Source organism: Streptococcus sp. oral taxon 071 str. 73H25AP, assembly GCF_000146755.1.
In the GTDB taxonomy this organism is placed as follows: Bacteria; Bacillota; Bacilli; order Lactobacillales; family Streptococcaceae; genus Streptococcus; species Streptococcus oralis_T.
This window is the reverse complement of record NZ_GL397254.1, coordinates 1248302-1275157: the sequence shown is the minus strand read 5'-3', so window position 1 is coordinate 1275157 and position 26856 is coordinate 1248302. Positions and strand designations below refer to the sequence as shown.

Annotated in this window: 28 protein-coding genes; 27 read left to right on the top strand and 1 reads right to left on the bottom strand. The window is 42.0% G+C overall.

The features are described 5' to 3' along the window. The first annotated feature begins 155 nt into the window (after nucleotides 1–155). The 12 genes from HMPREF9189_RS08530 to brnQ all read left to right on the top strand — a co-directional run bounded on the left by HMPREF9189_RS08530 (nucleotide 156) and on the right by brnQ (nucleotide 12176). Nucleotides 156–1817, top strand: coding sequence for a ribonuclease J (locus HMPREF9189_RS08530; RefSeq protein WP_000065623.1), 1662 nt, complete (start codon nucleotides 156–158; stop codon nucleotides 1815–1817). A 68-nt stretch (nucleotides 1818–1885) separates the two neighbouring features. Next, nucleotides 1886–2665, top strand: a complete 780-nt coding sequence (locus HMPREF9189_RS08525) for an alpha/beta hydrolase family protein (protein WP_000290043.1) — start codon at nucleotides 1886–1888, stop codon at nucleotides 2663–2665. Between the two features lie 104 nt (nucleotides 2666–2769). Continuing rightward, a complete protein-coding gene (locus HMPREF9189_RS08520; RefSeq protein WP_000498564.1) occupies nucleotides 2770–3471 on the top strand; it encodes a M57 family metalloprotease in 702 nt (233 codons plus the stop codon). A 101-nt stretch (nucleotides 3472–3572) separates the two neighbouring features. After that, a complete protein-coding gene (gene uvrC / locus HMPREF9189_RS08515) occupies nucleotides 3573–5396 on the top strand; it encodes an excinuclease ABC subunit UvrC (protein WP_001061127.1) in 1824 nt (607 codons plus the stop codon). Nucleotides 5397–5420: 24 nt separating this feature from the next. Beyond that, nucleotides 5421–6026: a hypothetical protein gene (locus tag HMPREF9189_RS08510; protein WP_001079520.1), complete on the top strand. Its 606-nt coding sequence runs from the start codon at nucleotides 5421–5423 to the stop codon at nucleotides 6024–6026. Then, on the top strand, nucleotides 6023–6868 hold the full coding sequence (locus tag HMPREF9189_RS08505; protein ID WP_001015754.1) for a metallophosphoesterase: 846 nt from the start codon (nucleotides 6023–6025) through the stop codon (nucleotides 6866–6868). Before HMPREF9189_RS08510 ends, HMPREF9189_RS08505 begins: the two co-directional genes overlap by 4 nt. A 154-nt stretch (nucleotides 6869–7022) precedes the next feature. After that, entirely contained in the window at nucleotides 7023–7547 is a 525-nt protein-coding gene (locus HMPREF9189_RS08500; protein ID WP_000720912.1) for a hypothetical protein, read from the top strand. Between the two features lie 185 nt (nucleotides 7548–7732). Further along, nucleotides 7733–8338 carry a nitroreductase family protein gene (locus HMPREF9189_RS08495; RefSeq protein ID WP_000670154.1) on the top strand — a complete coding sequence of 202 codons (606 nt, stop codon included), beginning with the start codon at nucleotides 7733–7735 and terminating at the stop codon, nucleotides 8336–8338. Between the two features lie 12 nt (nucleotides 8339–8350). Next, nucleotides 8351–9751 carry a dipeptidase PepV gene (pepV, locus tag HMPREF9189_RS08490; protein ID WP_000125269.1) on the top strand — a complete coding sequence of 467 codons (1401 nt, stop codon included), beginning with the start codon at nucleotides 8351–8353 and terminating at the stop codon, nucleotides 9749–9751. A 53-nt stretch (nucleotides 9752–9804) separates the two neighbouring features. Next, nucleotides 9805–10395, top strand: a complete 591-nt coding sequence (locus HMPREF9189_RS08485; RefSeq protein WP_000078138.1) for a uracil-DNA glycosylase family protein — start codon at nucleotides 9805–9807, stop codon at nucleotides 10393–10395. After that, the gene (locus HMPREF9189_RS08480) at nucleotides 10392–10679 is read left to right on the top strand and encodes a rhodanese-like domain-containing protein (protein WP_000659136.1); all 288 of its coding nucleotides are present in this window, start codon (nucleotides 10392–10394) and stop codon (nucleotides 10677–10679) included. Before HMPREF9189_RS08485 ends, HMPREF9189_RS08480 begins: the two co-directional genes overlap by 4 nt. Before the next feature lie 171 nt (nucleotides 10680–10850). Continuing rightward, nucleotides 10851–12176: a branched-chain amino acid transport system II carrier protein gene (brnQ, locus tag HMPREF9189_RS08475; protein WP_001074571.1), complete on the top strand. Its 1326-nt coding sequence runs from the start codon at nucleotides 10851–10853 to the stop codon at nucleotides 12174–12176. A 59-nt stretch (nucleotides 12177–12235) separates the two neighbouring features. Here the strand turns inward: brnQ and HMPREF9189_RS08470 are convergent, their stop codons facing one another. Beyond that, nucleotides 12236–12775 (bottom strand): DUF1307 domain-containing protein, encoded by a 540-nt coding sequence (locus tag HMPREF9189_RS08470; protein WP_000844327.1) that lies wholly within the window; start codon nucleotides 12773–12775, stop codon nucleotides 12236–12238. Nucleotides 12776–12914: 139 nt separating this feature from the next. Between HMPREF9189_RS08470 and HMPREF9189_RS08465 the strand changes: the two genes are divergently transcribed. The 15 genes from HMPREF9189_RS08465 to HMPREF9189_RS08395 all read left to right on the top strand — a co-directional run bounded on the left by HMPREF9189_RS08465 (nucleotide 12915) and on the right by HMPREF9189_RS08395 (nucleotide 26769). Beyond that, complete coding sequence (locus HMPREF9189_RS08465) at nucleotides 12915–13952, top strand: M42 family metallopeptidase (RefSeq protein WP_001077275.1); 1038 nt, start codon at nucleotides 12915–12917, stop codon at nucleotides 13950–13952. Nucleotide 13953: 1 nt separating this feature from the next. Continuing rightward, nucleotides 13954–14415, top strand: coding sequence for an HIT family protein (locus tag HMPREF9189_RS08460; RefSeq protein WP_000335641.1), 462 nt, complete (start codon nucleotides 13954–13956; stop codon nucleotides 14413–14415). Between the two features lie 15 nt (nucleotides 14416–14430). Beyond that, nucleotides 14431–15147, top strand: coding sequence for an LD-carboxypeptidase LdcB/DacB (gene ldcB / locus HMPREF9189_RS08455; RefSeq protein ID WP_000747747.1), 717 nt, complete (start codon nucleotides 14431–14433; stop codon nucleotides 15145–15147). Nucleotides 15148–15269: 122 nt separating this feature from the next. After that, nucleotides 15270–15695 (top strand): 50S ribosomal protein L11, encoded by a 426-nt coding sequence (gene rplK / locus HMPREF9189_RS08450; protein WP_001085808.1) that lies wholly within the window; start codon nucleotides 15270–15272, stop codon nucleotides 15693–15695. Between the two features lie 206 nt (nucleotides 15696–15901). Continuing rightward, nucleotides 15902–16591: a 50S ribosomal protein L1 gene (gene rplA / locus HMPREF9189_RS08445; RefSeq protein WP_001085676.1), complete on the top strand. Its 690-nt coding sequence runs from the start codon at nucleotides 15902–15904 to the stop codon at nucleotides 16589–16591. A 174-nt stretch (nucleotides 16592–16765) separates the two neighbouring features. Next, entirely contained in the window at nucleotides 16766–17278 is a 513-nt protein-coding gene (locus tag HMPREF9189_RS08440; RefSeq protein ID WP_001049314.1) for an adenine phosphoribosyltransferase, read from the top strand. 186 nt (nucleotides 17279–17464) lie between these two features. Continuing rightward, the gene (gene metA, locus HMPREF9189_RS08435; protein ID WP_001122747.1) at nucleotides 17465–18409 is read left to right on the top strand and encodes a homoserine O-succinyltransferase; all 945 of its coding nucleotides are present in this window, start codon (nucleotides 17465–17467) and stop codon (nucleotides 18407–18409) included. 8 nt (nucleotides 18410–18417) lie between these two features. Then, nucleotides 18418–19095: a DnaD domain-containing protein gene (locus HMPREF9189_RS08430; RefSeq protein ID WP_000220749.1), complete on the top strand. Its 678-nt coding sequence runs from the start codon at nucleotides 18418–18420 to the stop codon at nucleotides 19093–19095. 96 nt (nucleotides 19096–19191) lie between these two features. Then, a complete protein-coding gene (tpiA, locus tag HMPREF9189_RS08425; RefSeq protein WP_000087901.1) occupies nucleotides 19192–19950 on the top strand; it encodes a triose-phosphate isomerase in 759 nt (252 codons plus the stop codon). 179 nt (nucleotides 19951–20129) lie between these two features. Further along, nucleotides 20130–21866, top strand: coding sequence for an ABC transporter ATP-binding protein (locus tag HMPREF9189_RS08420; protein ID WP_000965833.1), 1737 nt, complete (start codon nucleotides 20130–20132; stop codon nucleotides 21864–21866). A gap of 8 nt (nucleotides 21867–21874) precedes the next feature. Continuing rightward, nucleotides 21875–23656: an ABC transporter ATP-binding protein gene (locus HMPREF9189_RS08415; protein WP_000857076.1), complete on the top strand. Its 1782-nt coding sequence runs from the start codon at nucleotides 21875–21877 to the stop codon at nucleotides 23654–23656. Between the two features lie 149 nt (nucleotides 23657–23805). Further along, nucleotides 23806–24324: a Dps family protein gene (locus HMPREF9189_RS08410; RefSeq protein ID WP_000229891.1), complete on the top strand. Its 519-nt coding sequence runs from the start codon at nucleotides 23806–23808 to the stop codon at nucleotides 24322–24324. A gap of 208 nt (nucleotides 24325–24532) precedes the next feature. Further along, entirely contained in the window at nucleotides 24533–24871 is a 339-nt protein-coding gene (locus HMPREF9189_RS08405) for a zinc ribbon domain-containing protein YjdM (protein WP_001061600.1), read from the top strand. A gap of 2 nt (nucleotides 24872–24873) precedes the next feature. Then, nucleotides 24874–25497, top strand: a complete 624-nt coding sequence (locus HMPREF9189_RS08400) for a Pr6Pr family membrane protein (protein ID WP_000775198.1) — start codon at nucleotides 24874–24876, stop codon at nucleotides 25495–25497. 120 nt (nucleotides 25498–25617) lie between these two features. Further along, nucleotides 25618–26769 (top strand): MFS transporter, encoded by a 1152-nt coding sequence (locus HMPREF9189_RS08395; RefSeq protein WP_000816266.1) that lies wholly within the window; start codon nucleotides 25618–25620, stop codon nucleotides 26767–26769. Nucleotides 26770–26856: the final 87 nt, after the last annotated feature.

Genomic DNA, 26856 nt, shown 5'->3' with positions numbered 1-26856 from the left:
CAACCAGCTCTTTTTTGAAAACAAATCTTCATTTTGAAAATCATCAAAAAAATGGTATAATGGTAGGAAAAGATTCGGCTGAGAGTTTGAGAACTTTTAGAATAAGAGGGTGAACCTACCCTATAATCAAGATAAACTAAGGTTTCGGAGGAAAAATGAGTAATATCAGTTTAACAACACTTGGTGGTGTGCGTGAAAACGGGAAAAATATGTACATTGCTGAGATTGACAATTCAATTTTTGTTTTGGATGCGGGGCTTAAATACCCTGAAAATGAACAGCTTGGGGTCGACGTCGTCATTCCAAATATGGAATACCTTTTTGAAAATAGTGATCGTATCGCTGGAGTCTTCTTGACCCACGGACATGCAGATGCCATTGGAGCTCTGCCTTATCTTTTGGCAGAAGCGAAGGTGCCTGTGTTTGGTTCTGAGTTGACCATTGAGTTGGCGAAACTCTTTGTCAAAGGAAATGATACGGTTAAGAAATTCAATGACTTCCATGTGATTGATGAAAACACGGAGATTGACTTTGGGGGAACGGTGGTTTCCTTCTTCCGTACGACTCACTCCATCCCGGAAAGCCTGGGAGTTGTGTTAAAAACACCAAAAGGGAACATTGTTTACACAGGAGACTTCAAATTTGACCAGACGGCTAGCGAATCCTATGCGACGGATTTTGCACGTTTAGCCGAAATCGGCCGTGACGGTGTCTTGGCACTTCTCAGTGATTCTGCGAATGCAGACAGCAATATTCAGGTGGCGAGCGAGAGTGAAGTTGGGGATGAAATTACCCAAACCATCGCTGACTGGGACGGTCGTATCATCGTTGCAGCAGTTGCCAGCAACCTTTCTCGTATCCAGCAGGTTTTTGATGCGGCTGCGGAGACTGGTCGCCGAGTCGTTTTGACTGGATTTGATGTTGAAAATATCGTTCGTACAGCGATTCGTCTCAAAAAATTGTCTCTAGCTAATGAAAGTCTCTTGATCAAACCAAAAGAAATGTCTCGTTTCGAAGACCATGAGTTGATTATCTTAGAGACTGGTCGTATGGGTGAACCCATCAATGGACTTCGCAAGATGTCCGTTGGGCGCCACCGTTATGTAGAAATCAAGGATGGAGACTTGGTTTATATTGTAACAACTCCATCCACCGCTAAAGAAGCAGTTGTGGCTCGCGTTGAAAATATGATTTACCAAGCTGGTGGTGTGGTAAAACTCATTACCCAGAGTTTGCGAGTATCAGGACACGGAAATGCGCGTGATTTGCAGTTGATGATCAATCTTTTGCAACCGAAATATCTTTTCCCTGTCCAAGGGGAGTACCGTGAGTTGGATGCGCATGCCAAGGCTGCCATGGCAGTTGGAATGTTGCCAGAGCGCATTTTCATCCCTAAAAAGGGAACGATCATGTCCTATGAACATGGAGACTTCGTCCCAGCTGGAGCAGTTTCTGCAGGCGATGTCATGATTGATGGGAATGCCATTGGTGATGTTGGGAATGTCGTTCTTCGCGACCGTAAGGTCTTGTCAGAGGATGGAATCTTTATCGTGGCTATCACTGTTAACCGTCGTGAGAAGAAGATTGTGGCTAAGGCTCGTGTTCATACGCGTGGATTTATCTACCTTAAGAAAAGTCGCGACATTCTCCGTGAAAGTTCAGAATTGATTAACCAAACGGTAGAAGAGTATCTTCAAGGGGATGACTTTGACTGGGCAGATCTCAAAGGCAAAGTTCGTGACAATTTGACCAAGTACCTCTTTGATCAAACCAAGCGTCGCCCAGCAATTTTGCCAGTCGTGATGGAAGCTAAATAATAAGCAGAATACCTACGGAAAAAGTCGATATTCGGCTTTTTCTTATAGAATAGTAAAAGGAGAAAATCATGGCAGTTATGAATATTGAGTATTACTCAGAAGTTTTGGATATGGAGTGGGGTGTTACCGTACTCTATCCGGATGCTAGTCGGGTGACTGAACCGGATTGCGCAGATATTCCCGTTCTTTACCTTTTGCACGGAATGTCAGGAAATCAAAATAGCTGGCTCAAACGTACCAATGTCGAGCGCTTGTTGCGTGGAACCAATCTCATTGTTATCATGCCCAATACAAATAATGGCTGGTACACAGATACTCAGTATGGCTATAACTACTATACTGCTCTAGCAGAAGAACTCCCCCAAGTCATGAAACGTTTCTTCCCCAATATGACCAGCAAGCGAGAAAAGACTTTTATAGCAGGCCTCTCCATGGGAGGTTATGGTTCCTTCAAACTCGCTCTATCGACGAATCGTTTTTCTCATGCGGCTAGTTTTTCTGGTGCGCTCAGTTTTCAGGATTTTTCTCCTGAAAGTCAGGATCTGGGATCTCTTGCCTACTGGCGAGGAGTTTTTGGAGAGATTAAAGACTGGACAGCTAGCCCTCATTCGCTTGAAAGTATGGCTGCAAAATCCGATAAAAAGACCAAACTATGGGCTTGGTGTGGGGAACAAGACTATCTTTACTCTGCCAATAATCTCGCAGTGAAAAACCTCAAAAATCTTGGTTTTGAGGTGAACTATAGTCATAGTTCAGGTAAGCACGAGTGGTACTACTGGGAAAAACAATTGGAACGTTTTTTGGCTACTCTACCAATTGACTTTGTCTTGGAAGAACGCTTATCTTAGTTTTAGGTTTCTTTCAGCTTTCTTCAGTAAAATAGAGAATCTATCTTGATCAAGGAAAATGTGATTTCAAGATAGGTTCTTATTTTTATGAAAGGTGGAGCGTCATGTTCTGGATTATTCGATTATTGTTCCGTTTTCTTTTGGGAATTTGGCGTTTCTTCTGGCGTCTGGTTTGGACTGTGGTTATTCTACTTCTCATTGCTTTTGGAGTGGTTTGGTATCTGTCTGGTAATTTTCATTCTGCGGTCAATCAGGTTGAAAAAATGAGTAAGATTGGTCAAGGTGGCTGGAATCAATGGAAAGAGACGGGAACGCTGGAAGTCTTGTCTCAGACAGACAGTCACCAACATGCAGAAGGCAAGTGGGCTCAGGCCTCAGCTCGCATCTATATTGAGCCTCAAATGGATGAGACCTTCCAAGCTGCCTATGCAGAAGCTATAAAAAACTGGAATCAAACGGGAGCTTTTAGCTTTGAGGTGGTAGCGGACTCTAGCCAAGCAGATATTGTGGCAAGTGAAATGAATGATGGATCGACAGCTGTAGCTGGTCAAGCCGAGAGTCAAACCAATCTCTTGACCAATCAATTTATATCTGTAACAGTTCGCCTAAATCACTATTATCTATCCAACTCAAACTATGGTTATTCTTATGAACGGATTGTGCACACGGCGGAGCACGAGCTGGGGCATGCTATCGGATTGGATCATACCAACGAGATTTCTGTCATGCAGCCAGCAGGTTCCTACTATGGGATTCAGCCTCGGGATGTGACAGCTGTTCAAGAACTCTATACCAGTAGCGACTAGATGAAGTCGATACAATCTGAAATGAAATCAAAGCTCCTCCATCAAGTGATAGGTGGGGCTTTTTGTTCGTCCTGTTACAGCCTTTTTGCTATAATGGAACTATGAATAACTTGATTAAATCAAAACTAGAGCTCTTGCCGACTAGTCCTGGATGCTACATTCACAAGGATAAAAATGGCACTATTATCTATGTAGGAAAGGCTAAAAATCTGCGCAATCGCGTGCGGTCCTATTTTCGTGGGAGTCACGATACCAAGACGGAAGCTCTGGTATCTGAGATTGTAGATTTTGAATTTATCGTTACCGAGTCTAATATCGAGGCCCTTCTGCTGGAAATCAACCTCATCAAGGAAAACAAGCCCAAGTACAATATCATGCTCAAGGATGATAAGTCCTATCCCTTTATCAAAATCACCAATGAACGCTATCCACGACTCATCATTACTCGTCAGGTCAAGAAGGACGGAGGACTCTACTTTGGCCCCTATCCAGATGTAGGGGCAGCCAATGAAATCAAGAGACTACTGGATCGGATTTTTCCTTTTCGTAAGTGTACCAATCCGCCGTCTAAGGTTTGTTTTTACTACCATATCGGCCAGTGTATGGCCCATACCATCTGTAAAAAAGATGAGGCCTATTTCAAGTCCATGGCTCAGGAGGTTTCTGATTTTCTAAAAGGACAGGATGACAAAATCATCGATGATCTCAAGGGGAAGATGGTAAAGGCAGCACAAAGTATGGAGTTTGAACGGGCGGCGGAATACCGTGATTTGATTCAGGCCATTGGAACACTTCGGACCAAGCAACGGGTCATGGCCAAAGATTTGCAAAATCGGGACGTCTTTGGCTACTATGTGGATAAAGGCTGGATGTGTGTTCAGGTTTTCTTTGTCCGTCAAGGCAAGCTCATCGAGCGGGATGTCAATCTCTTCCCCTACTACAATGATCCGGACGAGGACTTTTTGACCTATGTAGGACAATTTTATCAAGAAAAATCTCACCTAGTTCCCAATGAAGTATTGATTCCGCAGGATATTGACCAAGAAGCGGTCAAGGCTTTGGTGGATACCAAGATTGTCAAACCCCAGCGTGGAGAGAAGAAACAGCTGGTCAATCTAGCCATCAAAAATGCCCGTGTTAGCCTGGAGCAGAAGTTCAATCTGCTAGAAAAATCTGTCGAAAAGACACAAGGAGCTATTGAAAATCTAGGACGCTTGCTTCAAATACCAACTCCGGTTCGCATTGAGTCCTTCGACAACTCCAATATCATGGGGACCAGTCCGGTGTCTGCCATGGTGGTCTTTGTCAATGGTAAACCAAGTAAAAAAGATTACCGTAAGTACAAAATCAAGACGGTGGTTGGACCAGACGACTATGCCAGTATGAGAGAAGTTATCCGCAGACGTTATGGCCGAGTTCAACGTGATGGTTTAACTCCGCCAGATTTGATTGTCATCGATGGGGGACAAGGTCAGGTCAATATCGCTAAGCAAGTCATTCAAGAGGAGCTGGGCTTGGACATTCCGATTGCTGGGCTGCAAAAGAATGATAAGCACCAAACCCATGAGCTGCTCTTTGGAGATCCGCTTGAGGTGGTGGAGTTGTCTCGTAATTCTCAGGAATTTTTCCTCCTCCAACGCATCCAGGATGAGGTGCACCGCTTTGCTATCACTTTCCACCGCCAACTGCGCTCCAAAAACTCCTTTTCATCACAATTGGATGGGATTGAAGGTTTGGGACCTAAACGCAAGCAGAATCTTATGAAGCATTTTAAATCTCTCACTAAAATCAAGGAAGCCAGTGTGGATGAGATTGTCGGAGTTGGGGTGCCAAGGGCAGTCGCAGAAGCTGTTCAGAGAAAGTTGAACCCTCAGGAAGAAGTGGAATGGGCTCAAGTAGCGGAACCATTAAAAGAATTAGAATAAGTATCTAGATAGAAAGTAGAAGAAATGAATAGGATTGAGATTGACAGAGATATACTCCTTTTTTTACGATTTGCTTACTTTGGGAATTCAAAAGATTTATTTTTAGCTGCAACTACTCGAGCCTATCTTGATTTTAATCGAACCTTGCGATTTCATGGCATGCCAGATGAACAGCGCTTGGAGATGAGAAGTCGAGCTTCTAAGTGTATCAAAGAAGCGATTTTAAATCTCTTGAATCGGGACAAGCTGTGTCAAACTGATTTTGATAGTTGGCATCATAGGATTTGTGATGTTCTGATAGATTGCTATCGCTCAAATGGAATTCGATTCACTTACGGTCATGCTCAAAAGTGGATTAATATGACTTTCAAGTATCTGTATATGCTTGAAGCTGTAACCCTAGACTTCGTTTTTCCTTTTTTACACGTACCGATAGATAACATCGTGTTAGAGAGGGCGAACAAACAGTTGTGTATCCCAAGACCTTCTCAAGCGTGGAGTAGCTGGGGAGATTACGCCTTCTATCTTCAATATCAAGAACATTTGAGGCAAAGAATAGGCAAGGAAGATCCTCTTCGTTGGGAGTTTCACAATTGGCTAGATGAAATAGAAAAAGGAAAACCATCATGAACCATAAAATCGCAATTTTATCAGATATTCATGGCAATGCGACGGCACTAGAAGCAGTGATTGCAGATGCTAAAACTCAAGGGGCCAGTGAATACTGGCTTTTGGGAGATGTTTTTCTTCCCGGTCCAGGCGCAAATGACTTGGTCGCCCTCCTAAAGGACCTTCCTATCACAGCAAGTGTTCGAGGCAATTGGGATGATTGTGTCCTTGAGGCTTTAGATGGGCGATATGGCTTAGAAGACCCACAGGAAGTCCAGCTCATGCGATTAACCCAGTTTTTGATGGAGCGAATGGATCCTGAAACGATTGTCTGGCTACGAAGCTTGCCTTTGCTGGAAAAGAAAGAAGTTGACGGACTGCGCTTTTCTCTTTCTCATAATTTACCTGAAAAAAACTATGGTGGGGACCTGTCTGTTGGGAATGATACAGAGAAATTTGACCAACTCCTAGATGAGGAAACGGACCTGGCAGTCTATGGTCATGTCCACAAGCAGTTGCTTCGTTACGGCAGTAAAGGTCAACAAATCATCAACCCAGGTACGATTGGTATGCCTTATTTTGATTGGCAAGCACTGAAAAATCATCGTGCCCAGTATGCCGTGATAGAAGTAGAAGATGGGGAATTGGTAAACATTCTATTCCGAAAAGTTTCTTATGATTATGAAGCGGAGTTAGAATTGGCCAAGTCCAAGGGCCTTCCCTTTATCGAAATGTATGAGGAACTACGCCGAGATGGCAACTATCGGGGGCACAATCTGGAACTCTTAACTAGTTTAACCGAAAAGCATGGGTATGTAGAGGAGGTAAAGAATTATTTTGATTTCTTGCAAAGTGAGAAATAAAATGGACGCCCTTAATTTGAAGTGAGGTTTGTAGTCGAATCGCTTAGAAAAGAGTTAGACGATGATAAGGAAAAAGAGATAGCTCAGCTAAAGTTTGACATTGAAATTATTTTGTTATACAATGAACTCAATTCTTAATAAAAAGGAGAACATTATGAAGAAAATTATTACAGCCAGTATGGCTCTTTTATCTGTTGTTGTTTTAGCAGCATGTTCAGGGAAAACAACGTCTGATTCTTCGACTAAGGCTTCAAGCTCTGTAGAACAAACTTCTTCTTCAGAGACTTCATCAACAACGTCTAGTTCAAAGACAGAAAATAATGAGGTTGTTTTGATCACCGATGAAGAAATTGACAATGCTAAAACTGTTGGAGATGTGAAGAAAGTCTTTGGTAAACTAGTCGACAATTATAAAAAGCATGCAGTTGAAATTGGGGAAAAAATTCCAGAGAGTGGAAAAGAGGCATATAATGCCCAAGTTGAACCAGCGCTTAAGTCTATGGAGACTGTAAGAGAGTCATTTAACGAAAGCCTTTCAAGTATTGGTTCTGATGATACAGTAGTGCCAGAACAAACTCGTACTCTATTTGTTCAACAGTTGAAAACTGGACGTGACACAATGAAGAAAGCGCTGGAAGCGGCTTATAAAGCAGTTGCTCCATACACATCTGGTCAATAATATGAGAAAGTAGGTGAGTTATCACCTGCTTTTTGATTTGTTTAAATCCAAAACGATACCTACTTAAAGAGCTACAAGTGAATAGTAGAGAGTTTGAAAGAAGTACTAACTCTATGAAAAATCTCTGCAAGCTCTTTCAAAATATGGTAAAATGGAAGCAGTAGAATTAGAAAAGGAAATCGATCATGAAATTTCTTGAATTAAATAAAAAACGTCATGCAACCAAACATTTTACTGATAAGCCGGTGGATCCCAAAGATGTACGTACGGCTATTGAAATCGCAACCTTAGCCCCAAGTGCCCATAACAGCCAGCCATGGAAGTTTGTAGTCGTTCGTGAGAAAAATGCTGAATTGGCAAAATTGGCATACGGTTCGAACTTTGAGCAGGTGTCATCAGCACCTGTAACCATTGCCTTGTTTACAGATACGGACCTTGCTAAACGTGCCCGCAAGATTGCCCGTGTTGGTGGTGCAAAGAATTTCTCAGAAGAGCAACTTCAATACTTTATGAAAAATTTGCCTGCCGAGTTTGCGCGTTACAGTGAACAGCAAGTTAGTGACTACTTGGCCCTTAATGCGGGACTAGTAGCCATGAACTTAGTTCTGGCTTTGACTGACCAGGGAATTGGTTCAAACATTATCCTTGGTTTTGATAAATCAAAAGCCAATGAGGTTTTGAACATCGAAGACCGTTTCCGCCCAGAACTCTTGATTACGGTAGGTTACACTGACGAAAAATTGGAACCAAGCTACCGCTTGCCAGTAGATGAAATCATTGAGAAAAGATAGAAAGAAGAAAAAATGACAGCAATTAATTTTACAGCAGAAGTAGAAAAACGCAAAGAAGACCTCATGGCTGACTTGTTTAGCCTTTTGGAAATTAACTCCGAACGTGATGACAGCAAGGCGGATGCTGATCATCCATTTGGACCTGGTCCAGTAAAAGCCTTGGAAAAATTCCTTGAAATCGCAGACCGCGATGGCTATCCGACTAAAAATGTTGATAACTATGCCGGACATTTTGAGTTTGGTGAAGGAGAAGAAGTTCTCGGAATCTTTGCCCATATGGACGTGGTACCAGCTGGTAGCGGTTGGGATACAGACCCTTATACACCAACTATCAAAGACGGTCGCCTCTATGCGCGTGGAGCATCTGACGATAAGGGCCCTACAACAGCTTGCTATTATGGTTTGAAAATCATCAAAGAATTGGGCCTTCCAACTTCTAAAAAAGTTCGTTTCATCGTCGGAACAGACGAAGAATCTGGCTGGGCAGACATGGACTACTACTTTGAACATGTAGGGCTTGCGAAACCAGACTTTGGTTTCTCTCCAGATGCTGAATTCCCTATCATCAACGGTGAAAAAGGAAATATCACGGAATACCTCCACTTTGCAGGTGAAAATACAGGTGCGGCTCGCCTTCACAGCTTCACGGGTGGTTTGCGTGAAAACATGGTACCAGAATCAGCGACAGCAGTTGTTTCAGGTGATTTGACTGACTTGCAAGAGAAACTAGATGCCTTTGTTGCAGAGCACAAACTTAGAGGAGAACTCCACGAAGAAAACGGTCAATACAAGGTGACTGTGATTGGTAAATCAGCTCATGGTGCTATGCCTGCTTCAGGTGTCAATGGTGCGACATATCTTGCCCTCTTCCTCAGCCAGTTTGACTTTGCGGGGCCAGCCAAAGACTACCTCGACATCGCTGGTAAGATTCTCTTGAATGACCATGAGGGTACAAATCTCAAGGTTGCTCATGTTGATGAAAAGATGGGTGCCCTTTCTATGAATGCGGGTGTTTTCCGCTTTGACGAAGCAAGTGCTGATAATACCATTGCCCTCAACTTCCGTTATCCAAAAGGAACAAGTCCAGAGCAAATCAAATCAGTTCTTGAAAGCTTGCCAGTTGCTTCTGTTAGTCTTTCTGAACACGGTCACACCCCTCACTATGTGCCAATGGAAGATCCACTCGTTCAAACCTTGTTGAATGTCTATGAAAAACAAACTGGTCTTAAAGGTCACGAGCAAGTCATTGGTGGTGGAACCTTCGGCCGTTTGCTAGAACGTGGTGTTGCCTACGGTGCTATGTTCCCAGATTCTATTGATACCATGCACCAAGCCAATGAATTCATCGCCTTAGACGATCTCTTCCGAGCAGCAGCAATCTATGCAGAAGCTATCTATGAATTAATCAAATAAAACGATAGAAGTCTGAGATTTTATGCTTAGACTTCTTTTTGGAGGGAAAACAGATGTCTCAAATCGAAAGAATCAAGCAAGCCATTATGGCGGATCCACAGAATACCAGCTATACAGAACGCGGAATCGAACCTCTCTTTGCGGCGCCAACAACTGCTCGTATCAATATTGTCGGTCAAGCTCCGGGCTTTAAAACGCAAGAAGCTGGAATTTATTGGAAGGATAAGAGTGGTGATCGTCTGCGTGAGTGGCTAGGTGTTGATGAAGACACCTTTTACAATTCAGGGTTGTTTGCAGTTATTCCCATGGACTTTTATTTCCCAGGACATGGAAAATCAGGCGACCTTCCACCCCGTAAAGGCTTTGCCGAAAAATGGCACCCACAACTCCTAAAGGAATGTCCAAATATTGAATTGACCCTTTTGATTGGACAATATGCTCAGGCCTATTATCTTCATGAGAAGGTTAGTGGCAAGGTAACAGAGCGGGTAAAACATTACCAGAACTACTTGCCTGAGTATTTCCCCCTAGTTCACCCTTCTCCTCGTAATCAAATCTGGATGGCTAAGAATCCTTGGTTTGAGTCAGAAGTGGTGCCAGAGTTGCAAAGAAGAATTAAAACGATTTTAGGAGAAAAAGAATGAAAGAAATTTCCTTCGATGAATTTTATCAGCTTTACCAAAATGGTCAGCTTTCTCTAGTGGACGTGAGAGAAATAGAAGAGTTCAAGATGCTTCATTTAGAAGGTGCACACAACTTACCGCTTAGTCAACTGGCTGATACTTATGAGCAGTTGGACAAGGAGCAGTTACATTATGTTATTTGTAAATCTGGGATGAGATCAGCTCGTGCTTGCCAGTTTTTAGAGGAGCATGGATATAAGGTCATCAATGTTCAAGGTGGTATGACGGCCTTTGAAAATCTTTAAAATTTTGCATTTCTCCTACTTGGTGTGTACTAGGTAGGAGGATTTTGTTTTTAGATAATTCTTATTTTTAAAAATATTGAAAACATTCAATATTTACTTCGTGATGCTTTTTTCATACTCTTATTCGTGATATACTAGGTCAGTATTTTAGAAATATGAAGGAGATTCTTTATGGCTAAAAAAGGTGCCCTAACAGGTTTGCTCCTGTTTGGAATATTTTTTGGTGCGGGGAACTTGATTTTTCCGCCTTCTCTAGGTGCCCTATCTGGAGAACATTTTCTTCCTGCCATTGCAGGTTTTGTCTTTTCAGGCGTCGGTATCGCCGTTTTGACTCTCATTATTGGAACTCTCAATCCTAAGGGATACATTTATGAGATTTCTAAGAAAATCTCACCTTGGTTTGCGACGCTTTATCTCGCAGTCCTCTATTTATCGATTGGTCCCTTCTTTGCCATTCCACGTACAGCCACAACAGCTTACGAAGTCGGGATTAGCCCCCTTTTATCAGATGCGAATAAAGGACTTGGATTGATTGTCTTTACCGTACTATATTTTGCAGCGGCTTATTTGATTTCACTCAATCCATCAAAGATTTTGGATCGGATCGGACGTATCTTGACACCAGTCTTTGCTTTGTTGATCGTTATCTTGGTTGTACTAGGTGCCTTCAAGTATGGTGGAACAAGTCCTCAAGCGGCCTCAGAAGCCTATCAATCCTCTGCTTTTGGGACAGGTTTCCTAGAAGGGTATAATACCTTGGATGCTCTTGCCTCAGTGGCTTTCAGTGTCATTGCTGTTCAAACCTTGAAACAACTTGGATTCTCAAGTAAGAAAGAGTACATTTCAACTATTTGGGTGGTTGGTATCGTTGTAGCTCTTGCCTTTAGCTCTCTTTACATCGGTTTAGGATTCCTTGGAAATCACTTCCCGGTACCAGCAGAAGCAATGAAGGGTGGAACACCAGGTGTTTATATCTTGTCGCAAGCTACTCAGGAAATCTTTGGTTCAACAGCTCAACTCTTCCTTGCTGTTATGGTAACTGTAACCTGCTTCACAACGACAGTTGGCTTGATTGTGTCTACAGCTGAGTTCTTTAATGGACGTTTCCCACAAATCAGCTACAAGGTCTATGCAACTGCCTTTACCTTGATTGGATTTGCTATTGCAAACCTTGGTCTTGATGCAATCATTAAGTATTCAGTTCCAGTACTGGTAATCTTGTACCCAATCACCATCGCCATTGTGATGATTGTGATTGTTAATAAGTTTGTCGCCCTATCAAAACCAGGTATGCAGTTAACTATTGGGCTTGTTACAGCGATTGCTCTTGCAAGCGTCCTTGGAAGTTCTTTTAAGATTGAGTTTCTAGCAACTCTCGTCAATGCTCTTCCGTTTGCAGCTGCCTCTCTACCATGGCTAGTGCCAGCTATTATCGGAATCTTGCTTTCACTGGTTCTACCAAACAAACAAGAGAGTGACGTTTTTGAGATGGAATAAAAAATTCTTGGTCATCGACCAAGAATTTTTTGTATGAGCACGACTCATTAGTTGGTTTGTTAAGTATAACCAGCTTCTTTAAGCATTTTTTTCGAGGCAGCAAAGCTTACACGGTTTCCAACACCAGAATATTCGTTCGGCATTGCTTTTTTCAATTCGTCAAGACTCGCGACAGTCATGTCAACCTCTATGTTTTGAATAACTTTTTCGTCTTGAATTTCAACTTTTTGTGTAACCCCTTTGACCCCTTCATAACCTTTATAAGTATCGTCAACAATTTCCTTAATACCTTCCGCGGTATTATTAAGTTTTTCAGGGTCAAGTACATTATGAACAGTTTGTTTTACAACGTCATCTCCCTTCACAGTATAAGTCAAGGTAGAATGAATCCCAGGTTTGCTATTGTGGACAAATGTGTGAGTTTCTGTCTCATCTTTCTTTTCAGATGATTGTTGACTGCTTTGTTTGGTCTCGCTTGACTGAGTTGTTGTGTCTTCTTTGCTACTGTTGCTAGCAGGTGTTGGTGCTTGTTTGGAACATCCGAGTAGGAGGACAAGTGAAGCCACAAGGGCTAGTGATACTTTAAAGTAGGATTTCATATTTTTACTTTCCTTTCATAATCAAAGTATTTGTATTATAACATGGATCTATAGTGAAAGCAACTAAACATAATTTTTCCCCTTTTGAGAAGGAGTCTGACTAGAAAAATGTTATAATGGTAGCAAAAGAGGTGAAGAAATGAATCAAACTGTAAACTATATCAAAGAATTAACCGCCATTGCATCGCCAACGGGTTTCACTCGGGAGATTTCAGACTACCTAGTCCATACTTTAGAAGAGCTTGGTTACCAGCCGGTTCGTACAGCCAAGGGCGGTGTCAATGTGACCATTAAAGGTCAAAATGATAAGCAACAACGTTATGTGACTGCCCATGTGGATACGCTAGGTGCTATTGTTCGTGCAGTCAAACCAGACGGTCGTCTCAAATTGGACCGTATCGGTGGTTTTCCTTGGAACATGATTGAAGGGGAGAACTGTACGGTTCATGTGGCTAGCACAGGTAAAACGGTATCTGGAACCATCCTCATCCACCAGACATCTTGCCATGTCTACAAGGATGCAGGAACTGCTGAACGCACTCAGGACAATATGGAAGTGCGTTTGGACGAAAAAGTGACCAATGAAAAAGAAACGCGTGCTCTTGGGATTGAGGTCGGTGATTTTATCAGCTTTGATCCACGGACAGTCGTGACAGAGACTGGTTTTATCAAGTCCCGTCACTTGGATGATAAAGTCAGCGCAGCGATTTTGCTCAATCTTCTTCGTGTTTATAAGGAAGAGGGGATTGCATTGCCAGTAACAACTCATTTTGCTTTTTCAGTCTTTGAAGAGGTGGGCCACGGTGCCAACTCCAATATTCCAGCTCAGGTAGTAGAATATCTGGCTGTCGATATGGGGGCAATGGGAGATGACCAACAGACAGACGAATATACGGTGTCTATCTGTGTCAAGGACGCTTCAGGTCCCTATCACTACGACTTCCGTCAACATTTAGTGGCTTTGGCAAAGGAGCAAGATATTCCATTTAAGCTCGACATTTATCCATTTTACGGTTCGGATGCTTCGGCAGCTATGTCAGCAGGAGCCGAGGTCAAACATGCCCTCCTTGGAGCTGGTATTGAATCCAGTCACTCTTACGAACGAACACACATTGATTCAGTAGTGGCGACTGAGCGTATGGTCGATGCTTACCTTAAGAGTGCATTGGTAGACTAATATGTGCTTGATTTGTCAAAGAATTGAATGGATCAAGGCAGGGAAAAATCCCTACTTTGTAAAAGAACTAGAAACAGGCTATGTTGTTATTGGAGACCACCAATACTTTAAGGGCTATACCTTATTTCTGGCAAAGGAGCATGTCACAGAACTCTATCAGATGGAGACTTCTGTGAAACTTCGCTTTCTAGAGGAAATGAGTTTGGTCCAAGAAGCTGTTGCCAAAGCGTTTAAAGCTGAAAAGATGAACATCGAACTTCTAGGAAATGGAGATGCCCACGCTCACTGGCACCTCTTTCCAAGACGATCAGGTGATATGAATGGTCATGGTCTTAATGGTCGTGGTCCAGTCTGGTGGGTGCCCTGGGAAGAAATGGCGGCAGAAGATTGCCAAGTGCAATCCCGTGAGTTGGAACAAATGATTAAAGCCTTATCCGATGAATTAGAGAAGCATGTAATTTAAGAGAGGAAGAAAAAAATGAAAAAAAGATACATCGTTTTATCCGGTTTGCTAGCAGTAACCCTAGCAGCATGTTCTCAAGAAACACCTAAAAATGAAGAAAATACTCAAAAAACGGAACAAACTAGTCAACCTGAGGGTACTGTAGGGAGCAAATCTCAAGCTTCTAGTCAGAAGAAGGCAGAAGTTGTCAATAAGGGAGATCACTATAGTATACAAGGAAAATACGATGAAATCGTCGTGGCTAATAAGCACTATCCTTTGTCAAAAGACTACAATCCAGGAGAAAATCCAACAGCCAAGGCGGAGTTGCTGAAACTCATTGCAGCAATGCAAGCAGCTGGCTACCCAATCAGCGATCACTACAGTGGTTTTAGAAGTTATGAAACTCAAACCAAACTTTATCAAGACTATGTGAATCAAGATGGTAAGGAAGAGGCAGATCGCTACTCAGCCCGCCCTGGATACAGTGAACACCAAACAGGTCTTGCTTTTGATTTGATTGGGACTAATGGAGAATTAGTGACAGAGGAGAAGGCAGCCCAGTGGCTATTGGATCATGCAGCTGACTATGGCTTTGTTGTTCGCTATCTCAAAGGCAAGGAAAAAGAGACTGGCTACATGGCGGAAGAATGGCATCTTCGCTACGTTGGAAAAGAAGCCAAAGAAATTGCTGCAAGTGGCCTTAGTTTGGAAGAATACTATGGCTTTGAAGGCGGAGATTACGTCGATTAAAAAAGAAATTTTTCTCTTGCATTTTTAGATAAATAGTGTATAATAGATGGGTATGTGTAAAGCATACTTGTGGGAGGTAAAAATCTTTAATTACCGCCAAAACCACAAAGGAGGATTTAAAAATGGCTAAAAAAGTCGAAAAACTTGTAAAATTGCAAATCCCTGCTGGTAAAGCTACACCAGCTCCACCGGTTGGACCTGCTCTTGGTCAAGCTGGTATCAACATCATGGGATTCACAAAAGAGTTCAACGCTCGTACAGCTGACCAAGCTGGTATGATCATTCCAGTTGTTATCTCAGTATACGAAGACAAATCATTTACTTTCGTTACAAAAACACCACCAGCTGCTGTTCTTTTGAAAAAAGCTGCAGGTGTTGAAAAAGGATCAGGTACACCTAACAAAACTAAAGTTGCTACAGTTACTCGTGCACAAGTACAAGAAATTGCAGAAACTAAGATGCCAGATTTGAACGCAGCAAACATTGAGTCTGCAATGCGTATGATCGAAGGTACTGCTCGTTCTATGGGATTCACTGTTGTTGACTAATCAATAACACAGTAGAAAATCTCACAGCAGTCTATTAGTTGCTTTTCATACTAGGCAAGTGACTGACGCTTGTACTTGGGTACAGCAAAGGAACTGAACGAAGTAGAAAAGGAAAATAATAGACTGAAAACCCGCAAGACTTCATCATTTCGAGAAGTGACGTGGGAGATGAAAATCGATTGAACCACTTACAAGGAGAATAGAAAATGGCTAAAAAAAGCAAACAACTTCGTGCTGCTCTTGAGAAAATCGACAGCACAAAAGCATACAGTGTAGAAGAAGCTGTAGCACTTGCAAAAGAAACTAACTTTGCAAAATTTGACGCAACTGTAGAAGTTGCTTACAACTTGAACATTGACGTTAAAAAAGCTGACCAACAAATCCGTGGCGCAATGGTATTGCCAAACGGTACTGGTAAAACTTCACGCGTTCTTGTTTTCGCACGTGGTGCAAAAGCTGAAGAAGCAAAAGCTGCTGGTGCAGACTTTGTTGGTGAAGATGACCTTGTTGCGAAAATCAACGACGGTTGGTTGGACTTCGACGTAGTTATCGCTACACCTGATATGATGGCTCTTGTTGGACGTCTTGGACGTGTCCTTGGACCACGTAACTTGATGCCAAACCCTAAAACTGGTACTGTAACAATGGATGTTGCTAAAGCAGTTGAAGAGTCTAAAGGTGGTAAAATCACTTACCGTGCTGACCGTGCAGGTAACGTTCAAGCAATCATCGGTAAAGTATCATTTGAAGCTGAAAAATTGGTTGAAAACTTCAAAGCTTTCAACGAAACAATCCAAAAATCAAAACCAGCTACAGCTAAAGGAACTTACGTAACAAACTTGACAATCACAACTACTCAAGGTGTTGGTATCAAAGTTGACGTAAACTCACTTTAATCAGTAGTTTATAAAAGAGAAGACGAGTACGAAAGTGCTCGTTTTTTTGATGAGTATTACCTTTTAGAAAAATCAGTTCATTGATCAGCTTTGTAGCAATAGTGCTTTTCCTCTTCTTCTTTCACAGAAAATATGGTATAATAGAGAGTAAAAAACTTTGAAAGAAAGAAAAAGATGAATTTAAAAGATTATATCGCAACGATTGAAAATTATCCTAAGGAAGGCATCACCTTCCGTGATATCAGCCCATTGATGGCAGATGGAAATGCCTATAGCTATGCTGTTCGTGAAATTGTTCAGTACGCAACAGACAAAAAAATTGACATGATCGTGGGCCCAGAGGCTCGTGGATTTATTGTCGGATGCCCCGTTGCCTTTGAGTTGGGAATTGGCTTTGCACCTGTTCGTAAACCAGGGAAATTACCACGTGAAGTGATTTCTGCTGACTATGAAAAAGAGTACGGTATTGATACTTTGACCATGCATGCTGATGCCATCAAACCAGGTCAACGCGTTCTCATCATAGATGATCTCTTGGCAACAGGTGGAACTGTCAAGGCAACAATTGAGATGATTGAAAGACTTGGTGGAATTGTAGCAGGCTGTGCTTTCTTGATTGAACTGGATGAACTTAAAGGTCGTGAAAAAATCGGAGATTACGATTACAAGGTACTTATGCACTATTAATGAGAAACAGTCCTTGGGGCTGTTTTCTCTTCTTTTGCTATATAAATTAACTATAGCTAGTTAGAGAAAAACTATAATTGAAAACTATATCTTCATACAGTATAATAAGGGGAAGAAGTATTTGGAGGTTTTTGCTTTCAAACAGACAACATCATTCCCGAAATAGAGAACTGTTAGGAGGGTATTATGCCGATTCGACTTGATAAAAAATTACCAGCTGTTGAGATTTTAAGAACAGAAAATATCTTTGTTATGGACGACCAACGGGCCGCTCATCAAGATATTCGCCCCTTGAGGATTTTGATTTTAAATCTCATGCCCCAAAAGATGGTAACAGAAACGCAACTTTTGCGGCATTTGGCTAATACCCCTTTGCAATTAGATATTGATTTCTTATATATGGAAACGCATCATTCAAAGACAACCCGTGCCGAACATATGGAAACTTTCTATAAGACCTTTCCAGAGGTCAAGGATGACTTCTTTGATGGAATGATTATCACGGGAGCACCAGTGGAGCATTTGCCTTTTGAGGAGGTGGATTACTGGGAGGAATTCAAGCAGGTTATCGAATGGTCCAAGACGCATGTTTTTTCAACCCTGCATATCTGTTGGGGTGCACAAGCAGGTCTTTATGTTCGCTATGGCGTTGAAAAGCACCAGATGGAGCAGAAACTTTCAGGTATTTACCCACAGGATACCTTGAAAGAAGGCCATCTTCTCTTTCGTGGTTTTGATGATCGCTATGTAGCTCCTCATTCTCGTCATACTGAGATTTTGAAAGAAGAAATCTTAAATAAGACCAATCTAGAGATTGTGTCAGAAGGTCCTGAGGTTGGGGTTTCTATCTTAGCTAGTCGAGATTTGCGTGAGATTTATAGTTTTGGTCATTTGGAGTATGATCGTGACACTTTGGCAAGAGAGTATTTTCGTGATTATGAGGCGGGGCTCGACCCTCATATCCCAGAGAACTACTTTAAAAATGATGATGTGAATGAGACACCGTGTCTCTGTTGGTCTTCATCAGCTGCCCTCTTTTTCAGCAATTGGGTGAACTATGCAGTTTATCAGGAAACCCCTTTTGACTGGAGAAAGGTAGAGGATGATGCGGCTGCATTTGGATATTTATAAGAGGAATTATGACATATTTTGACGCTTTCAAATCAGGGAACTTGGTTTTGCCAAGTGCCCTGCTCTTGCATTTTAAGGAACTCTTTCCTTCCAGCGAAGATTTTCTGGTCTGGCAATTTTTCTATTTACAAAATACCACAGCCCTAGGAGATGTTTCGCCTAGCCAAATAGCTGAAATCATTGGGAAAGAGGTGGCAGATGTCAACCAATCCATTTCGAATTTGACAGAAAATGGTTTGCTACAATATCGAACTATTGAACTAAATGGGGAAATTGAGCTGATTTTTGATGCTAGTCTGGCTTTTGAACGCTTGGATAGCTTGCTAGATAGCCAAACTTCAGCTGCAACTGCCCCAAACTCCAAAAATCAATTGAAGGATCTGGTTGAAACCTTTCAGCAGGAATTGGGGCGCTTGTTAACACCATTTGAAATCGAAGATCTTTCCAAGACTGTCAAAGAAGATGGAATCAAGGCGGATTTGATCAAGGAGGCTCTCCGAGAGGCGGTTTTTAATGGCAAACCAAACTGGAAGTACATTCAGGCAATCCTTCGTAACTGGCGCCATGAAGGTATCCAGTCTGTGGCTCAGGTGGAGGCCAAACGAGCAGAGCGAGAATCGAACAATCCCAAACAAGTTCAGGCTTCAGCTGATTTCCTCGATGCCATGAATTTGTGGCACGATTAGTCGCTTGGAAAATCATGAAAATTAGAGTAAGGTTTGCAAGCTCCTTATAAATATGATAGAATAATAGTGAATAAAATGAAAAAAGAGGTATGTGAAATGTCACGTAAACCATTTATCGCTGGTAACTGGAAAATGAACAAAAATCCAGAAGAAGCAAAAGCATTCGTTGAAGCCGTTGCATCAAAACTTCCTTCATCAGACCTTGTTGAAGCAGGTATCGCAGCTCCTGCAGTTGATTTGACAGCTGTTCTTGCTGCTGCTAAAGGTTCAAACCTTAAAGTTGCTGCTCAAAACTGCTACTTTGAAAATGCAGGTGCGTTCACTGGTGAAACTAGCCCACAAGTTTTGAAAGAAATCGGTACAGACTACGTTGTGATCGGTCACTCAGAACGTCGTGACTACTTCCATGAAACTGACGAAGATATCAACAAAAAAGCAAAAGCAATCTTTTCAAACGGTATGCTTCCAATCATCTGTTGTGGTGAGTCACTTGAAACTTACGAAGCTGGTAAAGCGGCTGAATTCGTAGGTGCTCAAGTATCTGCTGCATTGGCTGGCTTGACAGCTGAACAAGTTGCTTCAACAGTTATCGCTTACGAGCCAATCTGGGCTATCGGTACTGGTAAATCAGCTTCACAAGACGATGCACAAAAAATGTGTAAAGTTGTTCGTGACGTTGTAGCTGCCGACTTTGGTCAAGAAGTTGCAGACAAAGTTCGTGTTCAATACGGTGGTTCTGTTAAACCTGAAAACGTTGCTTCATACATGGCTTGCCCAGACGTTGACGGTGCCCTTGTTGGTGGTGCGTCACTTGAAGCTGAAAGCTTCTTGGCATTGCTTGATTTTGTAAAATAATCTAGCTTATTCCAGACAGACAGTTAAAAGTACTGAGTGACTTTGACTGCCTGTCTTATTTTTACTTGGAGCATTCTTGTGAAAGAGGGATTTTTCTAGACTAGGAAAGTTCCTTAGGGAAAGAAAGGCGTGCAGATGCGCGCTCTTTTCTATATCAAAAAGTTATGAAAGGGGGAGTTATGCTCTATATTTGGTATTATTTGAAAAAATATCCCAAGTGGTTATTCTTGGATTTCTTTGGAGCGGTTTTCTTTGTTATTGTCAATCTTGGACTGCCAACTGTTCTGGCTCGGATGATTGATGAAGGTGTGAATAAAGGGAATGAACAGCAATTGTATGTTTGGGCTGCAATTATGCTGGTGATTATCCTATGTGGAACCTTGGGGCGTATAGTCTTGGCCTATGCTGCTAGTAAGCTGACGACCAATATGGTCAAGGATATGAGGGATGATCTCTATGCCAAATTACAAGAGTATTCTCATCATGAATATGAAAAGATTGGAGTGTCTTCACTGGTTACTCGTATTACCAGTGATGCCTTTGTTCTCATGCAGTTTGCAGAACAGATCTTAAAACTGGGTGTCATCACTCCTATGATGATGCTGTCTAGTATCTTAATGATTTTCCTGACCAGTCCGTCATTAGCCTGGATAGTGGCCTTTGCAGTACCTTTCTTAGCCGTGGTGGTCATTTATGTAGCGGTCAAGACTCGACCATTATCAGAGAAACAGCAGGCCACCTTAGACAAAATCAATCAATACGCTAGAGAAAATCTGATGGGACTCCGTGTTATTCGTGCCTTTGCTCGTGAGGAGTTTCAAGAGGAACGTTTTGCAGGACAAAATGCAGTCTATGCAGCCAATTCCAATCGTCTGTTTAAACTAACCGGTTTGACGGAACCTTTGTTTGTTCAGATTATCATTGCCATGATTGTAGCTATTGTCTGGTTTGCTCTGGACCCTATCAAACAAGGAAGCTTGCAAATTGGGGATCTAGTAGCCTTTATCGAATATAGTTTTCACGCTCTCTTGTCCTTCCTTTTCCTATCCAATCTATTCACCATGTACCCCCGTACAGCTGTTTCGAGTGAACGCTTGAAAGAAGTCATGGAGATGCCGATTTCTATTGATCCAAATGAAGGAGGTATCAGAGAAACTGAAACTCACGGCTATTTGGAATTTGAAAATGTCACCTTTGCTTATCCAGGTGAGACGGAAAATCCTGTTTTGCACAATATTTCGTTCTGTGCCAAACCAGGCGAAACCATTGCTTTTATCGGTTCGACCGGATCGGGTAAGTCTTCTCTTGTGCAATTGATTCCTCGTTTTTACGATGTTACACTCGGGAAAATCAAGGTTGATGGTGTTGATGTGAGGGATTACCGCCTCAAGTCTCTCCGTCAAAAGATTGGTTTTATCCCGCAGAAGGCCTTGCTCTTTACAGGAACTATCGCTGAAAATATCCGCTATGGGAAGGAAGATGCTAGTCACAAAGACCTACATCAGGCAGCGGATGTGGCGCAAGCCAAAGATTTTATCGAAAGCCGAGACGAAGGATTTGCGACCCATCTAGCTGAAGGCGGAAGCAATCTTTCTGGTGGACAGAAACAGCGTCTTTCAATTGCCAGAGCTGTTATAAAGAATCCTGATATCTATATTTTTGACGATTCCTTTTCAGCCTTGGATTATCGCACAGATGCCATTCTACGCCGTCGTCTCAAGGAAGTCACTCAAAATGCTACAGTCTTAATCGTTGCCCAACGTGTTGGGACTATTATGGATGCGAACCAAATTATCGTTCTTGATAAGGGAGAAATCGTGGGTCGTGGTCGACATGAGGAATTGATGGAGACCAATGACATCTATCGTGAAATTGCTGAGTCGCAGTTGAAAAATGCATCTCTAACAGAAGAATAGGAGGAAATATGAAAACACAATCTAGTTTGGCTCGTTTGTGGAGCTATTTAAAAGCCTACCGTTTTTCTGTCTTCTTTGCAGTCTTTCTAAAAGTTTTGAGTGTGGTCATGAGTGTCTTAGAACCTTTTGTCTTGGGGCTAGCCATTACGGAGTTGACAAAGAATCTCTTAGATATGGCTAATGGACTGGCGGGTGCTGGTATCAATACTGGCTACATCGGAACTGTTTTAATCATTTACCTCTTTAGAGGTCTCTTGTATGAACTTGGTTCTTATTATTCCAACTATTTCATGACTAATGCGGTCCAGTCCATGACACAGGATCTGCGAAATGAAATGACTGAAAAGATCAATCGTATCCCTGTATCTTTCTTTGACAAACACCAGTTTGGTGATTTATTGGGACGCTTTACCAGTGATGTTGAGACGGTTTCCAATGCCCTTCAGCAGTCTTTTCTTCAAATTGTTAATGCCTTTTTGACGATTGTCCTCGTCATGGGAATGGTATTATACTTGAACTTTCAGCTGGCTATAGTGGTGATTCTATCCATTCCAGTGACCTATTTTGGTGCTAGAAGCATCCTGAAACGTTCTCAGCCTTATTTTAAAGAGCAGGCGGCTATTTTAGGAAGGATGAATGGTTATGTGCAGGAAAATCTCACAGGTTTTAATGTTTTGAAACTCTATGGTCGTGAGGAAACTTCGCATAAAGAATTTTCTGAGATTACGGACGACCTCCAACGTGTTGGCTTTAAAGCCAGCTTTATCTCTGGACTCATGATGCCAGCTCTTCATGCCGTATCAGACTTGACCTATTTGATCGTTGCAGTTCTTGGTGGTTTGCAGGTTATTGCAGGCCGTTTGACAGTGGGGAATATGCAGGCTTTTGTTCAGTATGTTTGGCAGGTTAGCCAGCCTATCCAAAACATCACACAACTTGCGGGTCAAATGCAAAGTGCCAAGTCTTCGCTCGATCGTATCTTCGAGATCTTGGATGAGACAGAGGAAGTCGAAGGAGAAGAACTCGAAATCCTTGAACCCTTAACAGGTCAGGTGAGCTTCCAACATGTTGACTTCCAGTATGTTGAAAACAAACCATTGATTCGAGACTTTAATCTGGAAGTTCAACCGGGAGAGATGGTGGCGATTGTTGGTCCTACTGGAGCTGGTAAGACGACCTTAATCAATCTGCTTATGCGCTTTTACGATGTCACAGCAGGCGCAATCTTGGTTGACGGGCAGGATATTCGCCAGTTGTCACGTCAAGACTATCGCAGTCAGTTTGGGATGGTCTTGCAGGATGCTTGGCTATATGAAGGTACGATCAAAGAAAACCTACGTTTTGGAAATCTTGACGCCAGTGACGAGGAAATAATAGAAGCTGCCAAAGCAGCAAATGTAGACCACTTTATCCGAACTCTTCCTGGTGGTTATAACATGGAGATGAACCAAGAGTCGAGCAATATTTCCCTAGGGCAAAAACAACTTTTGACCATCGCGCGTGCCCTCCTAGCCAATCCTAAAATTCTCATTCTGGATGAAGCAACTTCCTCTGTTGACACCCGTTTGGAACTCTTGATTCAAAAAGCCATGAAACGCTTGATGAAGGGAAGAACCAGCTTTGTTATCGCTCACCGTCTCTCTACCATTCAAGAAGCAGACAAGATTCTCGTTCTTAAGGATGGACAGATTATTGAGCAGGGAAATCATGAAAGCTTGCTCCAAGCAAAAGGTTTTTATTATGACCTGTATCAAAGCCAATTTTCAAGTAAATCCGAGCAAGTCGGCTAATTAAAACTGCCCAGACTATTCTTAAATTATCAGTCTATTGCAACTTTTCTCAGATAGTACATTTTCCTTGATATCATTTTCTGGTAGTAGTATACTTGTATTATAGCTACTGTGAAGTGGTTATAAAAAAATGAAAAGAGGTAAGAAATATGGTTGAATTGAAAAAAGAAGCAGTAAAAGACGTTACAACATTATCTAAAACAGCGCCAGTAGCATTGGCAAAAACAAAGGAAGTATTGAACCAAGCAGTAGCGGACTTGTATGTGGCTCACATTGCCCTTCACCAAGTTCACTGGTATATGCGTGGTCGTGGTTTCCTCGTATGGCATCCAAAAATGGATGAATACATGGATAGCCTTGATGGCTATCTTGACGAAATCAGTGAACGTTTGATCACCCTTGGTGGAAAACCTTATTCAACTTTGACAGAATTCCTTCAACACAGTGAAATCGAAGAAGAAGAAGGAGAATTCCGTAACGTTGAAGAAAGCTTGGAACGTGTTCTAGCGATTTATCGCTACCTCATCGCTCTTTTCCAAAATGCTTTGGATGTGACTGATGAAGAAGGCGATGATGTTACAAACGATATCTTTGTTGGTGCTAAGGCTGAACTTGAAAAAACAGTTTGGATGATTGCAGCAGAACTTGGACAAGCTCCTGGTTTGTAAGATATAGTTGCTACCCCTTTTATCGTGAGGTGCTTGATAAGTGCCTATGATCAATCATCTTTTAAAAGTCATGTAACTGTAAAAAGTTGCATGATTTTTTGTCTGCTGGACTTAGGACACATTGTCAAAAGTAGGATTTTACGGTATAATAGTTGCTGTTCAATAACATATGAATTTTAAAGAATAATTGTTAGTTTAAGGAGGACTTATGAACAACTTACCAAATTGCCCAAAATGTAATTCAGAATATGTCTACGAAGACGGAAGCCTCTTGGTCTGCCCAGAGTGTGCCTATGAGTGGAATCCTGCAGAAGTTGCAGAAGTAGAAGAAGGTGTTGTTGCTATCGATGCCAATGGAAATAAATTGGCTGACGGCGATACTGTAACCCTTATCAAGGACTTGAAAGTAAAAGGTGCGCCAAAGGATTTGAAACAAGGAACTCGCGTTAAAAATATCCGTATCGTAGAAGGTGACCACAACATCGACTGTAAGATTGATGGTTTTGGAGCTATGAAACTTAAGTCAGAGTTTGTTAAGAAAATCTAGCCATGAAACTGAACTACAAATTTATCTTTTATAGCCGTGTACTTTTGTTCTTAGCGGCATTTACAGGAGTTTATTTAGAAATTACCAAGCACGGTGGTTTTGGTATGCTCCTTTACTACACGGTGCTGTCTAATCTCTTGGTAATGATTTTCACCGGCTATCTGCTCCGTGTGATGAGCCGTTCAGGTGAAAATTGGCAAAGTCCGACCTTGCTTCGTCTCAAGGGTGGTGTTACCATGAGTATCATGATTACCTGTGTGATTTACCATTTTATGCTTGCTCCGATTGCGACAGACTTTTACCGTGTGGAAAATTTCCTTTGCCACTATATCGTTCCACTCTGGTTTTTAGCCGACACCCTCTTCTTTGATAAACGGGGCCAATACAAAATCTGGGATCCAGTTTTGTGGACCATCTTGCCCTTGGTTTATATGATTTTTGCCTTGTTTAACGGACTGGTCTTAAAACTCAATATTCCGAATTCCAAGGACAATCCCTTCCCATATTTCTTTTTAAATGTGAACAAGGGTTGGGACGTGGTTATCAAATGGTGTTTGATCATTTTTGCGGCGTATATGGTTGCAGGCTTCATCTTCTATATGATCAAGCAAATCAAGCGAAAATAGTCTTCCTATGAGGAAAGTTAGGACGGAGTCTCTAGTTCAATTGGGCTCCTTCTTTTCTTGCCATCTTCCTTTTAAAAGGATCAACAGTGAGAAATATAGAAATATATAGAAAGAAAATCCATGAAACAATATCTAGAACGGGCTAGTATTTTGGCCCTCTCCCTCGTTTTGATTACCTCCTTTTCCATCTCAAGTGCTCTGCCAGCCATGTTTGACTACTATCAAGGCTACCCCAAAGAACAAATTGAGCTTCTCGTTAGCCTTCCTTCTTTTGGGATTATGATTATGCTGGTCTTAAATGGGGTTTTGGAGCGTTTGCTGCCTGAACGTCTTCAGATTAGTCTAGGGCTTCTCATCCTCTCTATCGGTGGAACAGCTCCCTTCTGGTATCAGGATTATAACTTTGTCTTTGCGATGCGGATTTTATTTGGCTTGGGTGTGGGGATGATAAATGCCAAGGCCATTTCCATCATCAGCGAACGCTATCATGGGAAGACACGGATTCAGATGCTGGGTCTCCGCGGATCAGCAGAAGTTGTCGGGGCGTCGATTTTGACTCTAGTGGTTGGTCAACTCTTATCCTTGGGATGGACAGTGACTTTCTTGGCTTATAGCGCTGGATTTTTAGTATTGCTCCTTTATTTGCTCTTTGTCCCTTATGGGAAGGAAAAGAGGGAAACAAGGAAAAAAGAGGCCGAAACGACTCGTTTGACAGGACAGATGAAAAGCTTAATTTTTCTATTGGCTGTCGAAGCAGCAGTTGTTGTCTGCACTAATACAGCTATCACCATTCGTATTCCTAGTCTGATGGTGGAAAGAGGTCTAGGGGACGCCCAGTTATCGAGTTTGGTTTTAAGTATCATGCAGTTGATTGGTATCTTGGCAGGTGTTAGTTTTTCTTTCTTTATCTCTCTGTTTAAAGAAAGGTTGCTCCTTTGGTCAGGTATCACCTTTGGATTGGGGCAGATTGTGATTGCCTTGTCTCCGTCATTGGGTGTGATGGTAGTTGGAAGTATTGTGGCAGGTTTTTCCTACAGTGTGACCTTGACCACTGTCTTTCAGCTTCTTTCCGAAAGAATCCCAGCGAAACTCCTTAACCAGGCAACGTCTTTTGCAGTGCTAGGATGCAGCTTTGGAGCCTTTACGACACCTTTCATTCTTGGGGCGATTGGCTTGGTGACTCAAAACGGTATGTTGGTCTTCACCATTCTAGGATGCTGGTTGATTGTCACTTCTATCTTTGTTATGTACGCACTTCAAAAGAGAGCTTAGGATTGGTTTCCTAAGTTTTTCTTTTCGGGAATTTTGTACCCAGACAATTTATATTCTTTAAACTTGTTTGCAGGATTATTTCTTGAT

What these genes read in the sequence shown, in the direction of transcription:
- rplK (WP_001085808.1), top strand. Translation starts at nt 15,270, where the DNA reads ATGGCTAAAAAAGTCGAAAAACTTGTAAAATTGCAAATCCCTGCTGGT.
- HMPREF9189_RS08500 (WP_000720912.1), top strand. Translation starts at nt 7,023, where the DNA reads ATGAAGAAAATTATTACAGCCAGTATGGCTCTTTTATCTGTTGTTGTT.
- uvrC (WP_001061127.1), top strand. Translation starts at nt 3,573, where the DNA reads ATGAATAACTTGATTAAATCAAAACTAGAGCTCTTGCCGACTAGTCCT.
- HMPREF9189_RS08420 (WP_000965833.1), top strand. Translation starts at nt 20,130, where the DNA reads ATGCTCTATATTTGGTATTATTTGAAAAAATATCCCAAGTGGTTATTC.
- HMPREF9189_RS08530 (WP_000065623.1), top strand. Translation starts at nt 156, where the DNA reads ATGAGTAATATCAGTTTAACAACACTTGGTGGTGTGCGTGAAAACGGG.
- HMPREF9189_RS08405 (WP_001061600.1), top strand. Translation starts at nt 24,533, where the DNA reads ATGAACAACTTACCAAATTGCCCAAAATGTAATTCAGAATATGTCTAC.
- HMPREF9189_RS08465 (WP_001077275.1), top strand. Translation starts at nt 12,915, where the DNA reads ATGAATCAAACTGTAAACTATATCAAAGAATTAACCGCCATTGCATCG.
- pepV (WP_000125269.1), top strand. Translation starts at nt 8,351, where the DNA reads ATGACAGCAATTAATTTTACAGCAGAAGTAGAAAAACGCAAAGAAGAC.
- HMPREF9189_RS08480 (WP_000659136.1), top strand. Translation starts at nt 10,392, where the DNA reads ATGAAAGAAATTTCCTTCGATGAATTTTATCAGCTTTACCAAAATGGT.
- metA (WP_001122747.1), top strand. Translation starts at nt 17,465, where the DNA reads ATGCCGATTCGACTTGATAAAAAATTACCAGCTGTTGAGATTTTAAGA.
- HMPREF9189_RS08430 (WP_000220749.1), top strand. Translation starts at nt 18,418, where the DNA reads ATGACATATTTTGACGCTTTCAAATCAGGGAACTTGGTTTTGCCAAGT.
- HMPREF9189_RS08505 (WP_001015754.1), top strand. Translation starts at nt 6,023, where the DNA reads ATGAACCATAAAATCGCAATTTTATCAGATATTCATGGCAATGCGACG.
- tpiA (WP_000087901.1), top strand. Translation starts at nt 19,192, where the DNA reads ATGTCACGTAAACCATTTATCGCTGGTAACTGGAAAATGAACAAAAAT.
- HMPREF9189_RS08520 (WP_000498564.1), top strand. Translation starts at nt 2,770, where the DNA reads ATGTTCTGGATTATTCGATTATTGTTCCGTTTTCTTTTGGGAATTTGG.
- HMPREF9189_RS08495 (WP_000670154.1), top strand. Translation starts at nt 7,733, where the DNA reads ATGAAATTTCTTGAATTAAATAAAAAACGTCATGCAACCAAACATTTT.
- rplA (WP_001085676.1), top strand. Translation starts at nt 15,902, where the DNA reads ATGGCTAAAAAAAGCAAACAACTTCGTGCTGCTCTTGAGAAAATCGAC.
- HMPREF9189_RS08525 (WP_000290043.1), top strand. Translation starts at nt 1,886, where the DNA reads ATGGCAGTTATGAATATTGAGTATTACTCAGAAGTTTTGGATATGGAG.
- HMPREF9189_RS08460 (WP_000335641.1), top strand. Translation starts at nt 13,954, where the DNA reads ATGTGCTTGATTTGTCAAAGAATTGAATGGATCAAGGCAGGGAAAAAT.
- HMPREF9189_RS08510 (WP_001079520.1), top strand. Translation starts at nt 5,421, where the DNA reads ATGAATAGGATTGAGATTGACAGAGATATACTCCTTTTTTTACGATTT.
- HMPREF9189_RS08485 (WP_000078138.1), top strand. Translation starts at nt 9,805, where the DNA reads ATGTCTCAAATCGAAAGAATCAAGCAAGCCATTATGGCGGATCCACAG.
- ldcB (WP_000747747.1), top strand. Translation starts at nt 14,431, where the DNA reads ATGAAAAAAAGATACATCGTTTTATCCGGTTTGCTAGCAGTAACCCTA.
- HMPREF9189_RS08395 (WP_000816266.1), top strand. Translation starts at nt 25,618, where the DNA reads ATGAAACAATATCTAGAACGGGCTAGTATTTTGGCCCTCTCCCTCGTT.
- HMPREF9189_RS08410 (WP_000229891.1), top strand. Translation starts at nt 23,806, where the DNA reads ATGGTTGAATTGAAAAAAGAAGCAGTAAAAGACGTTACAACATTATCT.
- HMPREF9189_RS08470 (WP_000844327.1), bottom strand. Translation starts at nt 12,775, where the DNA reads ATGAAATCCTACTTTAAAGTATCACTAGCCCTTGTGGCTTCACTTGTC.
- HMPREF9189_RS08415 (WP_000857076.1), top strand. Translation starts at nt 21,875, where the DNA reads ATGAAAACACAATCTAGTTTGGCTCGTTTGTGGAGCTATTTAAAAGCC.
- brnQ (WP_001074571.1), top strand. Translation starts at nt 10,851, where the DNA reads ATGGCTAAAAAAGGTGCCCTAACAGGTTTGCTCCTGTTTGGAATATTT.
- HMPREF9189_RS08440 (WP_001049314.1), top strand. Translation starts at nt 16,766, where the DNA reads ATGAATTTAAAAGATTATATCGCAACGATTGAAAATTATCCTAAGGAA.
- HMPREF9189_RS08400 (WP_000775198.1), top strand. Translation starts at nt 24,874, where the DNA reads ATGAAACTGAACTACAAATTTATCTTTTATAGCCGTGTACTTTTGTTC.